This is a genomic window from Winogradskyella sp. PE311 (assembly GCF_046545555.1).
Lineage (GTDB): Bacteria > Bacteroidota > Bacteroidia > Flavobacteriales > Flavobacteriaceae > Winogradskyella.
Window position 1 is genome coordinate 33,321 of the sequence record NZ_JBHZTH010000005.1, and the last position, 21,721, is coordinate 55,041.

The 21,721-nt window shown below is 35.4% G+C and carries 21 protein-coding genes; 7 read left to right on the forward strand and 14 right to left on the reverse strand.

The genetic code is table 11. The features are described from left to right. Positions 1-9: 9 nt before the first annotated feature. Complete coding sequence (locus ACFWU4_RS14085) at positions 10-339, forward strand: hypothetical protein (RefSeq protein ID WP_411128988.1); 330 nt, start codon at positions 10-12, stop codon at positions 337-339. Positions 340-390: 51 nt separating this feature from the next. Here ACFWU4_RS14085 and hemL read toward each other — a convergent pair whose 3' ends face one another. From hemL to ACFWU4_RS14105, 4 genes are read right to left on the reverse strand one after another with little or no spacing between them, the layout of a single operon-like run. After that, on the reverse strand, positions 391-1,677 hold the full coding sequence (gene hemL, locus ACFWU4_RS14090) for a glutamate-1-semialdehyde 2,1-aminomutase (RefSeq protein WP_411128990.1): 1,287 nt from the start codon (positions 1,675-1,677) through the stop codon (positions 391-393). Between the two features lie 4 nt (positions 1,678-1,681). Continuing rightward, positions 1,682-2,491, reverse strand: a complete 810-nt coding sequence (locus ACFWU4_RS14095; protein ID WP_411128992.1) for a glucosaminidase domain-containing protein — start codon at positions 2,489-2,491, stop codon at positions 1,682-1,684. Then, positions 2,488-3,399, reverse strand: coding sequence for a 1-aminocyclopropane-1-carboxylate deaminase/D-cysteine desulfhydrase (locus tag ACFWU4_RS14100; RefSeq protein WP_411128994.1), 912 nt, complete (start codon positions 3,397-3,399; stop codon positions 2,488-2,490). The genes ACFWU4_RS14095 and ACFWU4_RS14100 overlap by 4 nt, the downstream gene beginning before the upstream one ends. 7 nt (positions 3,400-3,406) lie before the next feature. Then, positions 3,407-3,730, reverse strand: coding sequence for a hypothetical protein (locus ACFWU4_RS14105; RefSeq protein ID WP_411128996.1), 324 nt, complete (start codon positions 3,728-3,730; stop codon positions 3,407-3,409). 49 nt (positions 3,731-3,779) lie between these two features. Between ACFWU4_RS14105 and ACFWU4_RS14110 the strand changes: the two genes are divergently transcribed. From ACFWU4_RS14110 to ACFWU4_RS14130, 5 genes are all read left to right on the forward strand, one after another. After that, a complete protein-coding gene (locus ACFWU4_RS14110) occupies positions 3,780-3,944 on the forward strand; it encodes a DUF5522 domain-containing protein (protein ID WP_411128998.1) in 165 nt (54 codons plus the stop codon). Between the two features lie 124 nt (positions 3,945-4,068). Then, entirely contained in the window at positions 4,069-6,063 is a 1,995-nt protein-coding gene (locus ACFWU4_RS14115; RefSeq protein WP_411129000.1) for a urocanate hydratase, read from the forward strand. A gap of 11 nt (positions 6,064-6,074) precedes the next feature. Beyond that, positions 6,075-6,638, forward strand: a complete 564-nt coding sequence (locus tag ACFWU4_RS14120; RefSeq protein WP_411129002.1) for a DUF4136 domain-containing protein — start codon at positions 6,075-6,077, stop codon at positions 6,636-6,638. Positions 6,639-6,754: 116 nt separating this feature from the next. Further along, on the forward strand, positions 6,755-8,431 hold the full coding sequence (locus tag ACFWU4_RS14125; protein ID WP_411129004.1) for a SulP family inorganic anion transporter: 1,677 nt from the start codon (positions 6,755-6,757) through the stop codon (positions 8,429-8,431). Between the two features lie 137 nt (positions 8,432-8,568). Beyond that, positions 8,569-8,760 (forward strand): cold-shock protein, encoded by a 192-nt coding sequence (locus ACFWU4_RS14130; protein ID WP_299101828.1) that lies wholly within the window; start codon positions 8,569-8,571, stop codon positions 8,758-8,760. Between the two features lie 62 nt (positions 8,761-8,822). Here ACFWU4_RS14130 and ACFWU4_RS14135 read toward each other — a convergent pair whose 3' ends face one another. From ACFWU4_RS14135 to ACFWU4_RS14150, 4 genes are read right to left on the reverse strand one after another with little or no spacing between them, the layout of a single operon-like run. Beyond that, positions 8,823-9,884 carry a bestrophin family protein gene (locus ACFWU4_RS14135; protein ID WP_411129006.1) on the reverse strand — a complete coding sequence of 354 codons (1,062 nt, stop codon included), beginning with the start codon at positions 9,882-9,884 and terminating at the stop codon, positions 8,823-8,825. A gap of 39 nt (positions 9,885-9,923) precedes the next feature. Continuing rightward, positions 9,924-12,020, reverse strand: a complete 2,097-nt coding sequence (locus tag ACFWU4_RS14140; protein ID WP_411129007.1) for a thiamine pyrophosphate-dependent enzyme — start codon at positions 12,018-12,020, stop codon at positions 9,924-9,926. After that, positions 12,021-13,088 carry a branched-chain amino acid aminotransferase gene (locus ACFWU4_RS14145; RefSeq protein ID WP_411129009.1) on the reverse strand — a complete coding sequence of 356 codons (1,068 nt, stop codon included), beginning with the start codon at positions 13,086-13,088 and terminating at the stop codon, positions 12,021-12,023. Between the two features lie 46 nt (positions 13,089-13,134). Continuing rightward, positions 13,135-14,406, reverse strand: coding sequence for a dihydrolipoamide acetyltransferase family protein (locus ACFWU4_RS14150; protein WP_411129337.1), 1,272 nt, complete (start codon positions 14,404-14,406; stop codon positions 13,135-13,137). 188 nt (positions 14,407-14,594) lie between these two features. On the opposite strand from ACFWU4_RS14150, the gene ACFWU4_RS14155 reads away from it, so the two are divergent. Then, positions 14,595-15,068 (forward strand): Lrp/AsnC family transcriptional regulator, encoded by a 474-nt coding sequence (locus tag ACFWU4_RS14155; protein ID WP_411129011.1) that lies wholly within the window; start codon positions 14,595-14,597, stop codon positions 15,066-15,068. 5 nt (positions 15,069-15,073) lie between these two features. Here ACFWU4_RS14155 and ACFWU4_RS14160 read toward each other — a convergent pair whose 3' ends face one another. Genes ACFWU4_RS14160 through ACFWU4_RS14185 form a run of 6 tightly spaced genes read right to left on the reverse strand, consistent with a single transcriptional unit; the run spans position 15,074 to position 21,712 of the window. Continuing rightward, positions 15,074-15,670, reverse strand: a complete 597-nt coding sequence (locus ACFWU4_RS14160; protein WP_411129013.1) for a transferase hexapeptide repeat family protein — start codon at positions 15,668-15,670, stop codon at positions 15,074-15,076. Between the two features lies 1 nt (position 15,671). Continuing rightward, positions 15,672-16,424 carry an enoyl-CoA hydratase/isomerase family protein gene (locus ACFWU4_RS14165; RefSeq protein ID WP_411129015.1) on the reverse strand — a complete coding sequence of 251 codons (753 nt, stop codon included), beginning with the start codon at positions 16,422-16,424 and terminating at the stop codon, positions 15,672-15,674. Between the two features lies 1 nt (position 16,425). Beyond that, complete coding sequence (gene paaZ, locus ACFWU4_RS14170) at positions 16,426-18,924, reverse strand: phenylacetic acid degradation bifunctional protein PaaZ (RefSeq protein ID WP_411129017.1); 2,499 nt, start codon at positions 18,922-18,924, stop codon at positions 16,426-16,428. 2 nt (positions 18,925-18,926) lie between these two features. Then, entirely contained in the window at positions 18,927-20,135 is a 1,209-nt protein-coding gene (gene pcaF / locus ACFWU4_RS14175) for a 3-oxoadipyl-CoA thiolase (RefSeq protein WP_411129019.1), read from the reverse strand. Further along, positions 20,132-20,539: a PaaI family thioesterase gene (locus ACFWU4_RS14180; RefSeq protein WP_411129021.1), complete on the reverse strand. Its 408-nt coding sequence runs from the start codon at positions 20,537-20,539 to the stop codon at positions 20,132-20,134. The genes pcaF and ACFWU4_RS14180 overlap by 4 nt, the downstream gene beginning before the upstream one ends. Beyond that, positions 20,540-21,712 (reverse strand): 3-hydroxyacyl-CoA dehydrogenase NAD-binding domain-containing protein, encoded by a 1,173-nt coding sequence (locus ACFWU4_RS14185; RefSeq protein WP_411129022.1) that lies wholly within the window; start codon positions 21,710-21,712, stop codon positions 20,540-20,542. Between the last annotated feature and the right edge of the window lie 9 nt (positions 21,713-21,721).

The window sequence follows — 21,721 nt, forward strand, 5'->3', positions numbered from 1 at the left end:
AAATCCGAAATGAAAAAAATCATCACACTCTGTTTGTTTGTATTTGCAATGTTTTTAGGAACAGAATCTGCAATGGCTCAAAATAACAAATCAGAAGTTAACGCTATAGCAGCAGAAAAAACAGAAGCGCTTAGAAAGTTTATAAAATTTGATAACGACCAAAGAGATAAAGTTTACTTAGCAGTGCAAGAATATACACAAGCTACTTTAGATTTAAAAACGGCTAAAGTTGTAAAAGAAGCTGCTGTTGGCAAGATTAACACCTTATTAGAAACAAAAATGAAAGCTATTTTAAATGACGAGCAATTTGAGCGTTACCTTACGTTTTCAGAAGAATAACAATATTATAGTTTCAAATAATAAAGCTTCGCGTTTGCGAAGCTTTTTTTGTTATAAATCTTTAGCAATCTCCTCTACCGCCGAAATGGTTTCATTTAAATCTTGATAAGTAAGTGCATCTGTTATAAACCATGTTTCGAAAGCACTAGGCGCAATATAAATCCCTCGATCTAACATACCGTGAAAGAATTTCTTGAAAGTTTCATTATTTCCTTTAGCAGCTGATTCAAAATCAACTACTTGTTCTTGTGTAAAATGAACAGAAATCATAGATCCAATTCTATTAATAGTATGAGTGACGTTATTTTTATTTAAAGCATCCGTAATTCCATGATGCAAATATTTTGTTTTCTCTTCTAACCGACTCATTAATCCTTTATCCGATTTAATGGATTTTAGCATTGCTAAACCAGCGGCCATAGCCAAAGGATTGCCACTTAGCGTACCCGCTTGATATACTGGCCCTAAAGGAGCTAAATGATTCATAATTTCATTTCTTGCTGCAAAAGCTCCAACAGGCAGTCCACCTCCAACTACTTTTCCAAAACACACAATATCCGCATTAACTTTACTTAGCTCTTGTACACCACCTTTTGCTAATCTAAAACCAGTCATAACTTCATCAAAAATTAATAAAATACCGTGCGCATCACAAATAGTTCTCAAACCTTCAAGGAATCCATCCCTTGGCGGAATACATCCCATATTACCAGCTACAGGCTCTACAATTATAGCCGCAACTTCATTACTATTAGCTTTAACTAAAGATTCTACATTAGAAATATCATTATAACTCGCTAGCAAAGTATCCTTTGCCGTTCCCTTTGTTACACCAGGACTATTCGGCGTACCAAAAGTTATTGCACCACTACCTGCAGCTATAAGGAAAGAATCACTATGACCATGATAACAACCAGCAAATTTTATAATCTTATCTCTCTTAGTAAAACCACGAGCCAATCTAATAGCACTCATACATGCTTCTGTCCCAGAATTAACGAAACGAATTTTATCAATGTTTGGCACCATTGAAATAGCCAATTCTGCTATTTCGGTTTCTAACGCAGTAGGCATTCCAAATGATGTTCCTGCTTTTGCCTTGTCGACCACAGCATCTACAACAGGCGGATATGCATGCCCAAGTAGCATTGGTCCCCAAGAATTTATGTAATCAATAAAACGATTTCCATCTTCATCGAAAACATAAGCTCCTTTTGCCGATTTTGCAAAAATAGGAGTACCTCCAACTGCTTTAAATGCTCTAACAGGAGAGTTTACACCTCCTGGTATAACTTGTTGTGCTTCTTTAAACAAAGCACTACTTCTTTGATATAACATAATATTAATTCGGAATCATGATTTCTTCACCTATAACCAGGTCATTAGAAGTCATATTATTTAAATCTTTAATTCGCTCCACACTAGTACCATAGCGCTTAGCTAGAGCATACAACGTATCACCTTTTTCGATTGTATACCTAACTACACCACTATTAACCCTTACCAATTCGGTATTACTATTCCCTAATACTTCTTCGTCATATTCATAAAGCTTGTAGCGCTCTATTAGACTAATAAGTTTCTGCGGATATTTTCTATCCGTGGCGTAACCTGCAGCTTTTAAACCTCTGGCCCAACCTTTATAATCACTAGATTTTAACTTAAAAAGCTTTGCATAACGCTTTCTGCCTGTTAAAAAATCTGAATGATCCTCATAAGAGGATTGCGCTATTTTATATTTTCTAAAACATTCTTGAGCAGCATCGTCGTCATGGTAAATTTTAGCACCTTTCCAACCGTGGCATTTTATACCGAAGTGATTGTTCGCCTTTACAGCTAGTCGACCGCGTCCCGAACCAGACTCAAGTATACCTTGGGCTAATGTTATACTTGCGGGTATTTTAGATTTACGCATCTCATCTTTTGCAATAGAGGCGTATGTTAAAATATAATTATCAGTAGATGAAGGCGGTTTGGTTGTTTTTACTTTCTTATTGTCATCAACTTTAGAGGTGGTAGTATTTTCCCTTACTTTAACGGTTTCTGTTTTATTCTTTTCCTCTTTCTTTTTCGTAACAATCCCTTTTTTTGGACCGCAACTAAAAGCTAGGGTTACAAAAAGTAAAACTATATGATGAAATCTTATGTTCATTCTTCAATTAATGGTAAATTTTTTCTTTTCAATCTTAAATTCATACCAGATATACCTTGTAAGCCGCCTGTATGAATTATTAATACTTTTGAATTTTCTGGAAAATAATTCTTAGCTATCAGATCGCATATTCCAAACATCATTTTTCCAGTATATATTGGGTCCAAAGGAATATCATATTTATTTTTAAAACTATTTATAAACGTTATTAATTCTGTGTTTATTTTACCATATCCACCAAAATGATATTGCAATATAAGCCTCCAATTATCTTGTTTTGCAAATTTACGAATATCTTCTTGTAAAAAATCACCTTTTAAAGCAGGAAAGCCTAATATTTTTTGATGTTTTTCTGAAGTATTAATTAATCCTGAAATAGTACCACCTGTGCCAACACAGGTGCAAATAAAATTAAATATAGAATCGTCGTCATTAAGTATTTCTTCACATCCTTTTACCGCTAGTTCGTTTGTTCCTCCTTCAGGAATTAAATAAAAGTCGCCAAATTTTGATTTTAAAATTTCTATAAATTCCAGATTAGATTTATTTCGGTATTCTTCACGTGTAATAAAAAGAAACTGCATTCCACAAGATTGCGCAAAACTCAAAGTCGGGTTTTCATTAATTCGCTTTTCCAATTCCTCACCTCTTATTACTCCAATAGTTGCGAGACCAGATTCTTTACCTGCCCAAGCAGTTGCAGCAATATGATTAGAATATGCACCTCCAAAAGTTAAAATTTTTGCTTTATTTATACTTTTAGCCTTCTTAATGTTGTATTTAAGTTTTCGATATTTATTTCCTGATATAAAAGGATGAATCAAATCTTCACGCTTTATATAAAGCTGAACATTTTTTTCGTTTTTCAACAAAATCTGTTGAACTAAAGAGGTTAGAGAATTCTGCATTGACATTTCAAAAATACTGTATAAAACTCCAAAATGATTTTTTTTGAAGAAAGCCTAAATCGTTTTCATTCTCGTAAGCTTCTCTTTCAAATGAAATATTTTTGTAAGCTAAACTCCATTTTCTGCAATGTATAAACCTTATTAAAAACTCGATACTATAGATAATAAAAAATGGAATAATTAATAACTCTAGCTGTTGCCTCAAGTGAATTTTCTCATGATTAACTAAAATCATATTCTCCTTTAAAGCTTTATACTTTAAAAACATAAAAGGAAATATTGTTAAACCAATATAACCTCTCGGTACAATATATTTTGAAATTAAAATCACAATTTATTGTATTCAAAAATCAATCCAATTTACATTATCTTTGTTAAAGATGAAAAAATATGTGCCCATAGAGGATGACGATTACTACTTAACACCAGAAGGTTACCGTTGTTTTACAGAACAATACCATTTAAAACGTGGTTACTGCTGCGAAAGTGGATGCAGACATTGTCCTTACGGCTTTAATAAAAAAACGAATTCTCAAAAAAAATAAAATTGGACACTTTTTTAATGACTTATAAAGTAAAGGTTAAAAACACACACCATCGTGTGGATATTCGCTACCCATAGATTAAGCTTATTTAAAAGAATAAGTATTAATCTAAACTAACTGTAAAATGACATTTAAAGACCAAATATTAGAAGGTATTCCGAATATATTACCTCAGCAAAAAGCTTACGATTCTTCGATAAATCATGCGCCTAAGCGTAAAACAATTTTGTCTCAAGAAGAAGAAAAATTGGCACTTAGAAATGCATTACGTTATTTCGATAATAAACATCATTCCGTTTTATTACCAGAATTTAAAAACGAATTAGCCACTTATGGTCGCATCTACATGTATCGTCTTAGACCAGACTATAAAATGTATGCAAGACCAATTGATGACTATCCTGCTAAATCAAAACAAGCAGCAGCTATAATGCTGATGATTCAGAATAATTTAGACTATGCTGTTGCACAGCACCCTCACGAACTTATTACTTATGGTGGTAATGGAGGTGTATTCTCAAATTGGGCGCAATATAGAATAACAATGAAATATTTAGCGGAGATGAACGAAGAACAAACCTTAGTAATATACTCTGGTCATCCTATGGGTTTATTTCCATCTCATAAGGAAGCACCAAGAGTTGTGGTCACTAATGGTATGATGATTCCTAATTATTCTAAACCAGATGATTGGGAAAAATTTAATGCACTAGGTGTTACTCAATATGGACAGATGACTGCAGGTAGTTACATGTATATAGGCCCTCAAGGCATTGTGCATGGGACGACAATAACTGTTCTTAATGGGTTTAGGAAAATAGGAAAAGAACCTAAAGGTAATCTATTTGTAACCTCAGGACTTGGAGGTATGTCTGGCGCACAGCCAAAAGCAGGAAACATTGCTGGATGTATTACGGTTTGCGCAGAGGTTAATCCAAAAATTACACAAATAAGATTAGATCAAGGTTGGATAGATGAAAAAATCACAGACTTAAATGAACTTGTGTCACGAGTAAAAAAAGCAAAAGCTGAAGAGGAAGTCATTTCAATTGCTTACTTAGGAAACATAGTTGATGTATGGGAAAAATTTGACGAAGCCAATATTCATGTAGATTTAGGGAGTGACCAAACCTCATTGCACAACCCATGGGCTGGAGGCTACTATCCGACAGAATTATCCTATGAAGAAGCAAATACTTTAATGGCTAATCAACCGGAATTATTTAAAGCAAAGGTAAAAGAAACCTTACGTCGACACACAAAAGCAATTAATAAGCATACTGCAAAAGGTACTTATTTTTTCGATTATGGTAATGCCTTTTTATTAGAAGCTTCTCGTGCAGGTGCAGATGTAATGTCCGATAACCCAACAATAGGTCGCGAGTTTAAATACCCTAGCTATGTTCAAGATATTATGGGACCAATGTGTTTTGATTATGGTTTTGGTCCTTTTAGATGGGTTTGTGCTTCAGGTAAGCCAGAGGATTTGGCAAAAACTGATGAGATTGCTTGTACAGTACTAGAAAAAATAATGAAAGATTCACCAAAAGAAATTCAGCAACAAATGGCTGATAACATTAAATGGATTAAAGGAGCTCAGGATAATAATTTAGTTGTAGGATCTCAAGCCCGAATTTTATATGCAGATGCTGAAGGGCGAATGAAAATCGCACAAGCATTTAATAATGCCATTGCTAATAATGAAATTAACACGATCATTCTTGGGCGAGATCATCATGACGTTTCAGGAACAGACTCGCCATACAGAGAAACAAGTAACATCTATGACGGGTCTCGTTTTACCGCAGATATGGCTATACACAATGTTATAGGTGATAGTTTTAGGGGTGCAACATGGGTGAGTATACACAATGGAGGCGGTGTTGGCTGGGGAGAAGTAATAAATGGTGGTTTTGGTATGGTTCTTGATGGTACTAAAGAATCATCTAAACGTTTAAAGCAAATGTTGTTTTGGGATGTTAATAATGGTATTTCCAGAAGAAGTTGGGCCAGAAATGAAGGGGCAATTTTCGCAATAAAACGCGCTATGGAAAATGAACCAAATTTAAAAGTAACATTACCAAACACAGTAGATGAAAGTTTATTAGAAACCATTTAAATAATAGCTATATGAAAAAATTACTCAAACTCACACCCGCTTTAATGCTAGTAATGCTTTTATCTTCATGCAGTTCTGTAAGAGTTGCAGCAGATTATGATCAGCAAGCAAATTTTGAACAATACAAAACCTTCGCTTTTTTTAAGCCAGGTATTGATAAAGCAGAAATTAATGACATCGATAAACGAAGAATACTCCGCGCTATTGAGTCAGAATTAATGGCCAAGGGAATGACCAAATCAGAAAATCCGGATATGCTTGTTAGCATTTTCACTAAAGCAAACCAACGTGTAGACATCTACAACAATGCTTGGGGAGCTGGTGCTTGGGGATGGGGAGGTTTCAACCGATGGGGTTGGGGATGGGGCCCAGGATTAGGCTGGGGAGGCGGTAACCAAGTTTCCACTAGAACTGAAGGTATGCTCTATATTGATTTAGTTGATGCTAATAAAAAAGAGCTGATATGGCAAGGTTCTGGTACTGGACATCTTGTTACGAGAAATGTAGACAAGAAAGAAGCCAGAATTAAAGAATTCGTATCAAAAACTATGGAACAATTTCCTCCAGCGAAATAAATCTTAGCATTTAAAAATTCAAAGCACTAATTTTTTTAGTGCTTTTTTAGTTTAATACTAAACCTAAAGGTTAATTCTAAATACTATATATTTGCCGACTTTTAAGGATAAGTATTATGATATTAGGCCAAACTACTAGAAAAAACTTTACTCAAAACCCAAAGAATGATATCCTTTCTGGACTAACTGTTGCTCTTGCATTAGTGCCTGAAGCTGTCGCATTTGCATTTGTTGCGGGTGTTGACCCACTTGTTGGACTTTATGGTGCTTTTATGATGGGTATTGTTACAGCTTTGTTTGGTGGTAGACCAGGAATGATCTCTGGGGCAACTGGAGCAATGGCTGTAGTTATGGTACATTTGATTCAAAAAGGTAATGAAGTTGGCTTAGCACTTGATGCACCAATTGAAAACTTAGGCTTACAATGGTTATTCATCACATTATTATTTGTTGGTGGTATACAAATTTTAGCAGGTCTCTTTAAACTAGGAAAATTTGTCCGTTTGATTCCGCATCCAGTAATGATGGGTTTTGTCAATGGTTTAGCTATTGTTATTTTCCTTTCTCAACTTGGATTGTTTCCAAATGCAGTTCCAAAAGATATTTCCATTTGGTCAAATACTTCTGATTGGTTTTCTTCATTATTCTCAAATCAAGCATTCTGGAAAATGATGGGATTCATTGGTTTAACAATGGGAATTATGTACGGTCTACCTAAACTCACAAAAAAGATTCCTGCAGCCTTAATCGCTATTATAGTCGTTGCTGGTATTACAATTTTAGGAGGTATAGAAATGAGCACAGTTGGTTCTTTTATTGCTGATGGTGGTGGCAAAGGGTTAGAAGGAGGATTACCTACATTTCAAGATCAAATATTTGGCTTTTTCGGAACCTTATCTGGGCATTGGGGATTAATTCTATCAACAGCATTTATTCTAGCTGCAGTTGGTCTAATAGAATCATTAATGACGTTGAATCTTATTGATGAAATGACAGAAACAAGAGGTAGCGGAAATAGAGAATGTATAGCGCAAGGTGGAGCAAATATGTTAAATGGTTTTTTTGGTGGTATGGGAGGCTGCGCTATGATTGGTCAATCAATCATTAACGTTGATTCTGGAGGACGAGGTCGATTATCTGGGGCAGTTGCAGCAATAGCATTACTCTGCTTTGTCTTATTCGGTGCTCCATTAATAGAACAAATACCCATTGCTGCATTAGTCGGTGTTATGTTTATGGTTGTAATTGGCACTTTTGCTTGGTCTAGTTTTAGAATTATAAGAAAGATTCCTATTTCAGATGCAATTGTATTAATTGCAGTTTCTGCTATAACAGTATGGAAAGATTTAGCTGTAGCCGTAATTGCTGGTGTTATTATTTCTGCCTTAGTCTTTGCTTGGAAAAATGCAACAATGATTCGAGCACGTAAACGTATGCAAGAAAACGGAACAAAAACATACGAAATCTGGGGACCTTTATTCTTTGGATCTATACAGAATTTTAACGCTAAGTTCGATGCTAAAAATGATCCTGATAATGTAGAAATAGATTTTGTAGAATCTCGAGTAAGTGATCATTCGGCTTTAGAAGCTATTTACAACTTAGTCGAAAAATATGAAGCAGAAGGCAAATCAATTAAACTTAAACATTTAAGTGAAGATTGTAAAATATTACTACGAAAAGCCAGCCCAAAATTTGAAAAAGTTATTATAGAAGACATCGACGATCCGAGGTATCACTTAGCTGCAGATCCAGAAAAATTCACTAAACCTTTATCAGAGTATCCGATTTAACAAACCTTATTGTTAAGATTAAGAGCTAACAGTTAGATAGTTAACCTCCTTTATCACCTCTTTTAAATAAAGACATCAAAATGATTGATATTCAACTAATTAGACTACCTTTGGCACTTAATTAAATATATTATAATATGAGTACTGGTACAGTAAAATTTTTTAATGACTCTAAAGGTTTTGGATTCATAACAGAAGAAGGAAGCGGAAAAGAGCATTTTGTACACATTTCTGGTTTAGTTGATGAAGTAAGAGAAGGTGACAATGTTGAATTCGATTTAACAGAAGGTAAAAAAGGATTAAATGCAGTAAATGTAAAAGTTATATAATTATATACTTTAAATCTTTTAGAATGAAGCCTATCTATCTTTTAGATAGGCTTTTTTATTGTTTACATCTGAACATTCTTTTCTTCAGGAAACTGACTAGGAATTTCACTAGAATCCTCATCTAACATTTGCCTCAAATCAATTTCTATTCCTCTAGCAATTGTTGAAATTGGAACATCATTAGGCCCTCCTTCAAAAGGATTCTCACCAGTTCTAGCTAAACGTTCCATGGTATGAAACGCCCAAGAGACTATTGCACAAAAAGGTATGGCAATCCAAATAAAATATTTACCGACTATATAAAAGTCATTCACCATAGTATCACCGATTTCTGCAAATTCTGGAATTAACCCAAATGGAATTAGTATTGTAAAAACTCTAGTTAAATAAAGTCCTAAGCTCGCATATTGTCTAGGATAAGGAAAATTTTTGATACGTTCTGATTTACCTTGGTGTGTTAAAAGAGACTCCAATACATTTTCTAACTCAAGAAAAGCAAACTCCCAAATAACACCTTTCTCCTTTAGTCGTCTTATGTGCTTAGATTGTAAATATAAAAGTGCTGTTTGTTTATTCCCTTTTGACAATACGTATAAACGTTCTTCTTCAGACAAATACATCATTAGATTATCATCTAGGGTTGAAACCTCTTCAGGAGTATGAATCATATTACTCCACTCTCTATTTGTTTTTGATTGATGTTGTGTCTCCCAACTTTTCTTTTGACGCATGGCGTACCGCAAAGCAGTCATCCACGCAATATGCCTGTAAATGAGGACCTTCTTATGATTTTTTAATTCATCATCAGAGATCGGCTCATCACAATACTCATTAGAAACCATATCTTGAATTTTCATTCCCCAAGTACGTGATGTATTAACAATGGCTCCCCAAATCATCCGAGCCTCCCAAATACGACCGTATGCCGAGTTGTTCTGAAAACCTACTAAAAATGCTACTGCTGTACCAATAAGTGCTACAGGTGTCCATGGTACATTTAAAAATGTGAATCCTAAAACTTTGTAAAGAATTGTTATAATCCCAGCATAAAGAAGATATATGAGTGTCTCACCTCTGGTCCATAGCACCATGTCTAAGACTGAGTATCGCTTTTTGGTTAGCATTTAATTGATTTTAAATCTTCTTAAATATACAGAAAATGTCTAATAATTAATTAAAGCCTCAATTTTCACTTTCACCTTTTCCGTTGAAGGAATCATTGTTTGCTCCAATGTTGAATTTAATGGAATTGCTGGCATGTTCTCACTACCAATAGTCAGTACTGGTGCATCGAGATGTTTGAAGCACTCTTCTTGGATTTTCCCTGCCAATGCGTTGGCAAAACTATTATTAGATGGTTCTTCAGTTACCACTAAACATTTACCTGTTTTCTTAACAGACTTCATAATTGTGTTTTCATCTAATGGGTAAAGTGTACGCAAATCAATAACTTCAATTTGGTCTTGCATACCCATTTCTTCTGAAGCATTGATTGCCCAATGTACTCCCATACCATAAGTTACAATGGTAAGTGTTTCTACATTTTCTTGTTTCCAGATTTCTTGTAAAACCCAAGCCTTTCCAAGTGGTAAGACATAGTCTTCACTTGGTTCAACAGAAGTTGCTCCTTGAGTCCCTGGCACTTTAGACCAGTACAAACCTTTATGTTCTAAAATCACCACGGGATTGGGGTCGTGATACGCAGCTTTCATCAAACCTTTTAAATCTGCTCCGTTACTTGGATAGGCAATTTTAATACCTCGAATATTAGTTACCACACTTTCGACAGAAGAAGAATGGTAAGGTCCACCACTCCCATAAGCACCAATTGGTACTCTTAAAATCATACTCACTGGCCATTTTCCGTTAGAGAGATAACAACTTCTACTAACCTCTGTAAATAATTGATTTAAGCCTGGCCAAATATAATCGGCGAACTGAACTTCAACTATTGGTTTCAATCCAACCGCTGACATACCAACAGTAGAACCAACGATAAACGCTTCTTGTATTGGTGTATTAAAAACGCGATCGTCACCAAATTTTTGTGCTAATGTAGCCGCTTCTCTAAATACTCCACCTAAGCGTCCTCCAACATCTTGTCCATACAACAAACATTCTTTATGCTCTTTCATCAGTTCTTCAACTGCGAATAAAGCACAATCAACCATCACTACTTTTTCAGCACCTTCTGGTTCACGTATTCCTTTTTCTTCTGTTATTGGAGTTGGTACAAAATCGTTTGTGAATAAATCTTCTGGCTTTGGGTCTTCTGCTTTTAAGGCTCTTCCAAAATCAGATTGAACTTTTTCTATTGCAGAACTTTCTATAGTTTCTATTTCCTTTTCAGAAAAACCTCCTTCAAGTAATTGTTGCTTAAGTACTGGGTAAGGATCTCTAGAACGTGCTTCGTCCAAATCATCCCTATACCATTCCATCCGTACTCCAGACGTATGATGATTTAATAATGGAACTTTAGCATGAACTAAAAATGGTCGTCGTTCTTTACGTATAGTAGCAATTACCTTTTCTAAAGCTTCATAACTTTCTTTAAAGTTTGCTCCATCTATTGAGATGGCTTCTAAACCGTGAAATCCTGCTGCATATTCTGCTGCATTCTGCGCTCTAGTTTCGGCTTCATTAGCCGAAATATCCCAACCATTATCTTGAACTAAATATAGAATTGGCATTTGTTTTAAGGCTGCCATCTGAAAAGCTTCTGCGATTTCTCCTTCTGTTACTGAAGCGTCACCTAGACTACAAACCGTTATTGGTTTTAAAGAGTTCTCGACTGCGCTCGAACGGACAGTATTTGTCTCCTCGAGCGCAGTCGAGAGGTCGTCAAGTCCTTGTAATTCTTTGTATTGCATTCCCATAGCAACACCTGTTGCAGGAATCGCTTGCATACCAGTTGCAGAAGATTGATGTGGGATTTTAGGTTTATCGTCATCCTTTAAACTGGGATGCGAATAATAACTTCTTCCTGCAGAAAAGGGATCGTCTTTCTTTGCTAACAATTGCAACATTAAATCATAAGGCTCTAAGCCAAATGATAATAACATCGCATCATCTCTGTAATATGGAAATGCATAATCTTGTGGTAATAACTGTAAGCCTAAAGCAATTTGAATAGCTTCATGACCACGAGAGGTTGCATGAACATACTTGGAAACCTGCTTAAAATTGGCTTCGTATAATTCAGTCATAGCCTTGGCAGTGCAAAGCTTTGAAAATGCTTTCTTTAGTATTTCTTTTTTCATTTATACTAATTCCTTTTCCACTTTAGTCATCCATCCAAATTTATCTTCTAGCTGACCTGTTTTAATAGCATTTAAAGTATCATTAACTTCTAAACCTATAGGACTTTCATCAGATACATGAATGGTTTCACCTTCAATACCTATTTCTTGAATATATGCAATACCCACAGCCGTTCCTGTACCAAAGGCCTCTTCTAAAGTTCCGTTCGCTGAAGCTTCTTTTATTTCATCAATAGTAATTTTGCGCTCAGTCACCTTATAATTCATAGCCTTAAGCATTTCAATTACACTAGCTCGCGTTATGCCATGCAAAACTGACCCATCCAATTCTGGGGTAATAAACTCTCCTTTAATTTTGAAGAAGATATTCATCGTACCCACTTCTTGAATGTATTTATGTTCAGCAGCATCTAACCATAATACTTGGTCGTAACCTTTTGATTTTGCTAGTTCTGTAGGTCGAATTGCAGCTGCGTAATTTCCAGCAGCTTTTGCTTCACCTGTTCCTCCATGTGCAGCTCTTATATATTGTTTTTCTGCCCATAACCTTATACGCTTACTAAAAAATGGTCCAGCTGGTGAAGCCATAATAATAAACTTATAATGTGTAGCTGCTCTCATACCAATAAATGGCTCATCTGCATACATAAATGGTCTCAAATATAATGCGCTTCCATCCTTTGGCGGAATCCAATTATGTTCTAAACCGACTAATTCTTTGAGTCCATCAACAAATAAATCTTCTGATACTTTTGGCATTCCCATACGATCAGCACTCAAATTCATACGCTTAGCATTATCCTCTGGTCTAAACAGCATTGGTTCACCTTTACTATCCTTATAAGCCTTCATGCCTTCGAATATAGCCTGACCATAATGTAGTGCCATAGCTGCTGGATGCGTTGGGATCATTCCCATAGGAACAATTCTTGGATTTACCCATTCTCCATTTTCAAAATCACAAATAAACATATGATCTGTGAATGTGGTTCCTAATGGAATGTTGTTAAAATCTAAAGCATCTACTCTAGATTTTTCTACTTTGGTAATATTTATATTGTAACTCATATTTTAGGTTTATGAGATCCTGAAACACGTTCAGAATGACAAATCTTTATATTTTTCTGTTGGTATCAAATTGTTCAAAATAATCAGCAACTCTTCGCACAAAACTTCCGCCTAAAAAGCCATCAACGACACGATGATCAAAAGAAAGCGATAAGTACATCATACTTCTAATAGCGATTTCATCTCCGTTTTCAGTTTCGATAACTTCTGGTCGTTTCTTTATTATTCCTAATGCGAGAATAGCTACCTCTGGTTGATTGATGATTGGTGTTCCCATAACACTTCCAAAGGTTCCTACATTAGAAATAGTAAACGTGCTTCCTTTTATGTCATCACCAGACAACTTATTTTCTCTTGCTTTTTGAGCAAGCTCATTGACATTGGTAGCTAAAGCTTTTAAATCTTTAGCATCTGCATTTTTAACGACAGGCACAATTAAGTTTCCACTTGGTAGAGCAGTTGCCATACCAATATTAATATCTTCTTTAATTATGATATTATTCCCATCAACTGATGCATTAATATTCGGGAAATCCTTAACTGCTTTTGCTACAGCCTCAACAAATAAAGGTGTGAATGTTAAACGCTCCCCATGCTTTTCTTGGAAAGCCACTTTATTAGCGTTTCTCCAATTAACCATATTCGTTAAATCTGCCTCTACGTAAGCCGTCACATGTGGTGACGTGTGCTTAGAATAGACCATATGGTCAGCAATCATCTGACGCATACGGTCCATTTCTACAATTTTCCCTTTTCCTTTTTCAAATGTCAATTGCGGTATACGATATACCGTTGGGTCTTTAGTAATGGGTTGTGCAAATTTATAAGGTCGTCCCTCTTCTATATATTGAAATAAATCACTTTTACGTAATCTCCCATCGTTTCCAGTTGCTGGAATTCGGGCTAGTTCTTCAAAACTTATATGCTGTTCTTTTGCTATTGAAATAATTAAAGGCGAAAAGAATGTGTTTGAATTTGAGGTAGAAAACGACGTTGAAGTCAATGGTTTTTCAGTTGATTTCTGAGTTTTCGGTTTCGCTTTTTCTTTGATTACCTTAGAACTAGATGATTTTTCCGTCTTAGATGTTTTAACTGCATCAGAAACTTCTAGTAAGGCAATAACTTCTCCAACAGGAACGACATCTTTGGCCTGAAAAATAGTTTTAACTAAAGTCCCTGAAGCGGGAGCTGGAACCTCGTTATCAACCTTATCTGTTGCGACTTCTATGATAATATCACCTTCTTCAAATGAATCTCCTTCGGAAACCAACCAATTGATGATTGTTCCTTCGGTTATACTTTCTCCCATTTTGGGCATCTTAAGTTGAAATTCTTTCAATTTACCTCTAGTTAATTTAGAAATAAAGATAAGTTATATAGAATTTTTCAACCTTAATTAACTTTAAAAATAATCATAATAAGAATTTCATTCTGTAAAAGAATAATAAAAAAGTTTTATATTCTTTTTATGCTTAATTTTACAGTGATTAAAAATATAATATTCTTATGGCTCATAGTCTTGACAAAATAGACACTCAAATACTCGCTTTACTGCAAAAAGACAGTAATCGTACAACAAAAAGCATAGCTACAGAGCTAGGAATGACGACGTCCCCTGTTTTTGAACGTATTAAAAAATTAGAACAAGAGGGTTATATTAAAAAGTATGTTGCTGTTTTAGACAATAAAAAAATAGGATTAAAACTAACCGTTTTTATTGGTATCACTTTACAAGGTCATACTCGAAGCTATTTAGAAAAATTTGTAAAAGAAATTAATAATTTTCCTGAGATTGTAGAATGTCATCGTGTAAGTGGAAATTTTGATTACCTACTAAAATTAGTCGTTGAAGACATTGAAGCTTATGAAACTTTCATTATGTCTAAATTAACACTGCTACCCTATTTAGGAAATGTTCAAAGTTTGATAACCCTATCTACCGGAAAAGAAACTAATGAGATTGATTTAAGTAGGATTTAATATAATTACTTTTTAAAAGTCTCTCTTAGGGTTTTATAAACATCATCCTGAACTTTCATTTCCTCCGGCACTTCTCTAAGTGGCTCAACTGCCTTTAACGATTCATGGCAATCAGCAGGCAATTGCTGATAAAGCCCAGTGCCTTTTGTTTTCCAAGCTATCATTTCGTCACTCACTTGTTTAACAACTTTTGCTGGATTACCAACAACCAAACTGCGTTTTGGAATTATAGTCTCAGCTTTTACAAAAGCCATTGCTCCAATAATAGATTCATCACCAATTTCAGCATCATCCATTATAACTGTATTCATACCAATAAGGCAATTTCTACCCAAATTTGCACCATGAATAATAGCTCCATGTCCAACATGCGAACTTTCTTTTAGTGTAATTGATTTACCAGGAAACATATGTACTGTACAGTTCTCTTGCACATTAACACCATCTTCTAAAATAATCTGTCCCCAATCACCACGAATTGCAGCTCCAGGACCTACATAACAGTTTTTACCAATAATAACATTTCCCGTTACTGCGGCTAAAGGATGCACAAAACTACTTTCGTGAACAACTGGTGTAAATCCTTTGAAACTGTATATCATTTTATTTAAAACCTTTTAATTTCTCCTTTGTAAACTCTGACAATACTAATCGTCCACTTGTTTGGGCTCTTTCTGCTAAAAGTTCGTCCCAATCCTCTGTACCCTTCCAAAATACTTTTTTCATTTCTAACATGGCTTCCGTATTGTAAGTACATAAATGCTCTGCAGTTGTTTTAACAGCTTCATCAAGTTCTTCAGTACTTTCATAAACATGCGTAAATAAGCCTTTTTGTTTAGCCCATTCTGCAGGATAAAAAGAATTAGCATCAATGGCAATTTGCGACATAGCACTTAATCCCATTTTACGTTCAATGGCTGGTCCAACAACAAAAGGTCCAATTCCGATATTTAATTCACTTAACTTAATGGCTGCGAATTTTGTTCCCATGCAATAATCGGTAGAAGCCGCCAATCCTACTCCACCACCAACGGTTTTTCCTTGGATACGTCCTATGATAAATTTGGGACATTTACGCATGGCATTAATAACGTTTGCGAAACCTGAAAAGAACACTTTTCCTGTCTCAGCATCATTGATATTAATTAATTCTTTAAAGCTTGCACCTGCACAAAACGTGCGGTCTCCACCACTCTTCAGAACTATCACTTTAATAGCATCATTTTCCCCAGCTTCACTAATAGTATTAGCCAATTTTGCTAGTATATCTCCTGGTAGAGAATTATGTGCAGGATGAAAAAATTCTATGTAACCTACTTCGTTTTCTATCGTTTGTTTAACGTATGGTTTTGTCATGTTATATTAATCCAAATTGTTCAAAGTGATGATTTAAATGCTTTCGCTCCATTAAATACCACTCATATCTATTTAATTCGCCAAATACCATATTAGATAATGTGGCATCTGGATGTTCTTTAAAATATTCTAAATAAGCTTCACGTTGTACTTTAAATTTCTCAAGCGCTGTTGCAAAATCTTCATGTTTTAATTCATCTAGCGTGTCCTTTTCTAACAAAGGAAACTGAGAATTTTGAGGAAACTTATTATAGTTCCACAAACTGTTTTTTACTTTCTCCAAAATCTTTTCTGGTGTTGAAATTTCAAAATCTTGAATTTCACCTGATGCAATTTTATAGGTATATTCTAAATGCTCTAGCATGTGTTGAGGCGTCATAATTCCCCATTGTGGTTTTGTGTCTTCTGAAAGCTGACTTAAACATTCCTCAATTTTTTCAGTAGTCATCTCTATAAATGTTTCTTGCTTCTTCTGAACCATAGTCAATACGGTCGCTAATGCCACTAATTCGTCATCAGCATCAAAGATTTCTGCAAACCATTTTACAATGCCACTTGGATGCTCAGCCGAAGCTACATCACGATCAATTTTTTGTTTACATGTTAATCGTACATAAATGGTATCATTATGATATAATGGACGAAGGAATCTACATTCTTCTAATCCATAATTTGCAGATACTGGTCCTTTATTTGGATGCACAAATAATCCTGCTGCAGCCGAAATTATAAAATAACCATGTGCTGTTCTTTTTTCGAAAATACTTCCATCTAAGGATGTAATATCTGTGTGTGCATAGAAATGATCCCAAGTAATATTTGCAAAACCAATAATATCAGTATCTGTTATGGTACGCTTATGGGTTTTCATAGATATTCCAGTCTCAATGTCTTCCCAATGGTATTTAAAAGGATGCTGTTCTGCTTCCTTATATTTTGCATTCTGTTGGTAAATACCAGTAATCTCTGTAATCGTTGTTGGTGACCCTTGAATTGCTGTACGTTGTAAATAGTGTTTGATACCACGCATACCTCCCATTTCTTCACCTCCACCAGCGCGTCCAGGACCACCATGCACTAAATAAGGTAATGGCGAACCATGTCCTGTACTTTCTTTAGCGCTTTCTCTATTGAGTACTAAAATACGACCATGATGAGATGCCGCATTGACCACATAGTCTTTAGCAATTTTATCATCGTTAGTTGCAATTGAAGATACCAATGATCCTTTACCCATTTGAGCAAGTGTAATAGCTTCGTCTAAACTTTTATATGGCATAATGGTACTCACTGGACCAAATGCTTCACGTTCATGGATTACAGTATTTTGAAAAGGATGATCTGCTCTTAATAGAATCGGACTAATAAAAGCCCCTTTTTTAGCATCAGCTCCAATGGTTTCAATTTTATCCAAATCACCATAGACGATTTGAGCTTCTTTAGCTAAATCGTTAACTGAATTTCTCACCGCTTGTACTTGCTGTCGACTTACTAAAGAACCCATTCTAACTTCTTTAAGTCTTGGATCACCAATTGTTACTTTATCTAATGCTTTTTCTAATGAAATTTGAACATCTTCAACTAAGTTCTCTGGTACTATGATTCGCCTTATCGCCGTACATTTTTGACCAGCTTTAACCGTCATTTCTTTTCTGACTTCTTTGATAAATAAGTCAAATTCTGGTGTTCCAGGCACTGCATCTTCCCCTAAAATTGATGCATTTAATGAATCGGCTTCCATAGTGAATGGTACAGATTCTTGAATTAATCTTGGATGCGCTTTTAGCAAGCGACCTGTTTGTGCAGAACCTGTAAAGGTTACTACATCTTGAGATTCAACTGTATCTAAAATTGTTTTAACTGTTCCGTTTATAATTTGAAGCGCTCCTTCAGGTAAAATACCTGAAGCAATAATTTCTTTAGCTACTGCTTCTGCTAAATATGACGATGAAGGTGCAGGTAAGACTACAGCTGGCACTCCAGCCATCCAATTCACTGCACATTTTTCTAACATTCCCCATACTGGGAAATTGAAGGCGTTGATATGTACTGCAACTCCTTTTTTAGGCACCATAATATGATGTGCCATAAAACGTCCTCCACGGGATAAATCAATGGCATCTCCTTCTACATGATAGGGTTGATTTGGGAATAATTTTCTTAAGGATGCATTAGCAAATAAGTTACCGAATCCTCCTTCAATATCAATCCAACTATCAACTTTAGTAGCACCAGTTCTATAACTTAAATCATAGAACGCATTTTTTCTTTTGGTAAGATATAACGCTAAACTTTTAAGCATGTTTCCACGCTCTTGAAATGTCATTTTACGAAGTACTTCGCCTCCTTTGGTGCGTCCGTAGTTTAGAATTTCAGGAATATCTAATCCTTCTATAGCAACGCTTGTGAATGCTTCACCTGAGACAGCGTCTAATATTGGCGTTCCTTCTTCTTTTCCTGTAGTCCAATTGCCTTGAACGTAATGTTGTATTTTTTCCATAATTAAACGCGTTCTATAATTGCTGCATAACCTTGACCAACACCAATACACATTGTTACCAATGCATATCTTTTATTCTGTTCATGTAATTCTAAAGCTGCTGAATACGCTATTCGCGCTCCTGTTACACCCAATGGATGACCAATAGCAATCGAACCTCCATTTGGATTTAATCTTGGATCATCATCTGCAATTCCCCAAGCTCTAGTGCATGCTAAGGCTTGTGCAGCAAATGCTTCATTTAACTCTATGATATCTATATCATCCATAGTTAATCCAGCTTTTTCTAGTGCTTTATTTGATGCTTGCACAGGACCAATTCCCATTATTCTTGGTTCTACACCAACCACAGCAGAACTTACAATTCTGGCCAATGGTTTTAAATTATACTTTTTTACAGCATCTTCTGAAGCGATTATTGTAGCTGCTGCACCATCATTTAATCCTGATGAATTTCCTGCTGTTACACTTCCTCCTTCTTTCTTGAATGCTGCTCTTAATTTCCCTAAAACTTCTAACGATGTATTTGGCTTAACAAATTCATCTTTTGAAAATTGAATTGGATCTTTTTTCCGTTGTGGTATTTCTACAGTCACGATTTCTTTTGCTAAACGACCCTTTTCTTGGGCTTTGGTTGCTTTCATTTGGCTCCAATACGCAAACTTATCTTGATCTTCTCGAGAGATATTATACTTCTCAACTAGATTTTCTGCCGTAACACCCATGCCGTCAGTTCCGTACAATTTGTGCATTTTAGGGTTCACAAAACGCCAGCCAAATGTAGAATCGTACATTTTAGAATCACCTCCAAATGCTGTTGATGGTTTTGCCATAACGTATGGTCCTCTTGTCATATTCTCGACTCCACCAGAAATAAAAACGTCTCCATCTCCTGCTTTTATAGCACGATTTGCATGAATAATTGCTGATAATCCTGAACTACACAAACGGTTGACTGTTTCACCAGGCACTGTAAATGATAATCCTGCTAATAAAGATGACATACGTGCGACATTTCGGTTATCTTCACCTGCTTGGTTTGCACAACCCATAATGACATCATCATATGCTTCTTTTGGGATGTTTGGGTTACGTTTTACAACTTCCGCAATAACTAACGCTCCTAAATCGTCTGTACGAACAGCGGATAAGGTGCCTTTATAATTTCCTATTGGTGTTCTTATTCCATCTATTATGTATGCTTCTTTCATTCTTCCCAATCTTTTTGAGTTCTATAAACTACACCCTTAAAAAGTGCAACTAATTCATCACCGCGCTTTACTTGGACGATATTGAATCCTAATTTATTATTTACTTTTTCAATCACAGATTCTGCCACCAACTCATCACCTTCATCTAATGCCTCAATATGATTAATACTAGTCTCTATTGAAACCGCATACTTCCCATGTGTATTTGCGGCAAATCCAAATGCTGTATCTGCCAACGAATAACTGATTCCACCATGAGCTTTATTCATGCTATTAAGCATATCTTTTCTAATCGTCATGCCTAACTTACAGCGACCAATCTCACATTCTAAAATTTCAATACCCAACCATTGACTGAAGGCATCTTGACTCAACATTTTATATGGAATTTGTTCGCCTTTCATTTAAAAAAATACTTTATGTTCTCTATTCATTTTACGCAATAATGGACTGCAACGGTATCTGTCTTCATGGTACTCGTCATACAATCTATCTAAAGCATCAACACATTTGCTAATTCCAATTTCGTCTGCCCAAGCTAATAGCCCTTTAGGATAGTTAACACCTTTAGTCATGGCATTATCGATATCTTCTGCTGAAGCTATATTTAAAAATAAGGCATCTGCAGCTTCATTAATCAACATCACTAAAACACGATTGAATATTTTTTCAGCCAGAGACCTCTCGACTGCGCTCGAGGTGACATCTAGGCTTCCAATTATCCTTCCGTTGTCATCATAGTCATAATACCCTTTTCCGGATTTACGCCCTAAATAACCTGCTTCAGAAAAACGCTTCTGTGTAAATGCTGGTTTGTATCTTGGATCGAAATAGAAAGCAGTAAACACGGTTTCGGTCACTGTGTAATTGACATCATTTCCGATGAAATCCATTAATTCAAATGGTCCCATTCTAAAGCCTCCAATAGTTTTTAAACTCCAATCGATAGTTGCAAAATCTGCAATACCTTCTTCATAGATTCTTAAAGCTTCACCATAAAATGGTCTTGCCACACGATTGACAATAAAGCCTGGTGTGTCTTTAGCAACTGCGACTACTTTTTTCCAGTCTGAAATCGTATCAATGGACTTCTGAAGGACAGCTTCAGATGTTTGAATTGCAGGAATCACCTCAACCAGTTTCATTAAAGGCGCTGGATTGAAAAAATGAATTCCAACACAGCGTTCTGGTTTTTCTAAAGATGCTGCTATAGATGCAATTGATAAACTAGAGGTGTTTGATGCTATGATGCAATCATCAGCAACATAACTTTCTAATTCTGAAAACACCTTTTTCTTAATATCTAGATTTTCTATAATCGCTTCAATTGTTAAATTAGAATCAGATAAATCTTTTAAGTTATCGACATAACTAAGGTTTGACTGAATTCTATTTTTTTCAGTAGTATCAATTCTTCCTTTTTCGATTAATCGATTTAAGATTTTCTCAAGACTTGCTTTAGCTTTATCTAAAGCCGATTGATTAGTATCGTATAATTTTACTTTACAACCAGCAGTCGCAGCAACTTGTGCAATACCACTTCCCATTGTTCCTGAACCTATAATTCCTACGTTCATAGTTTTATA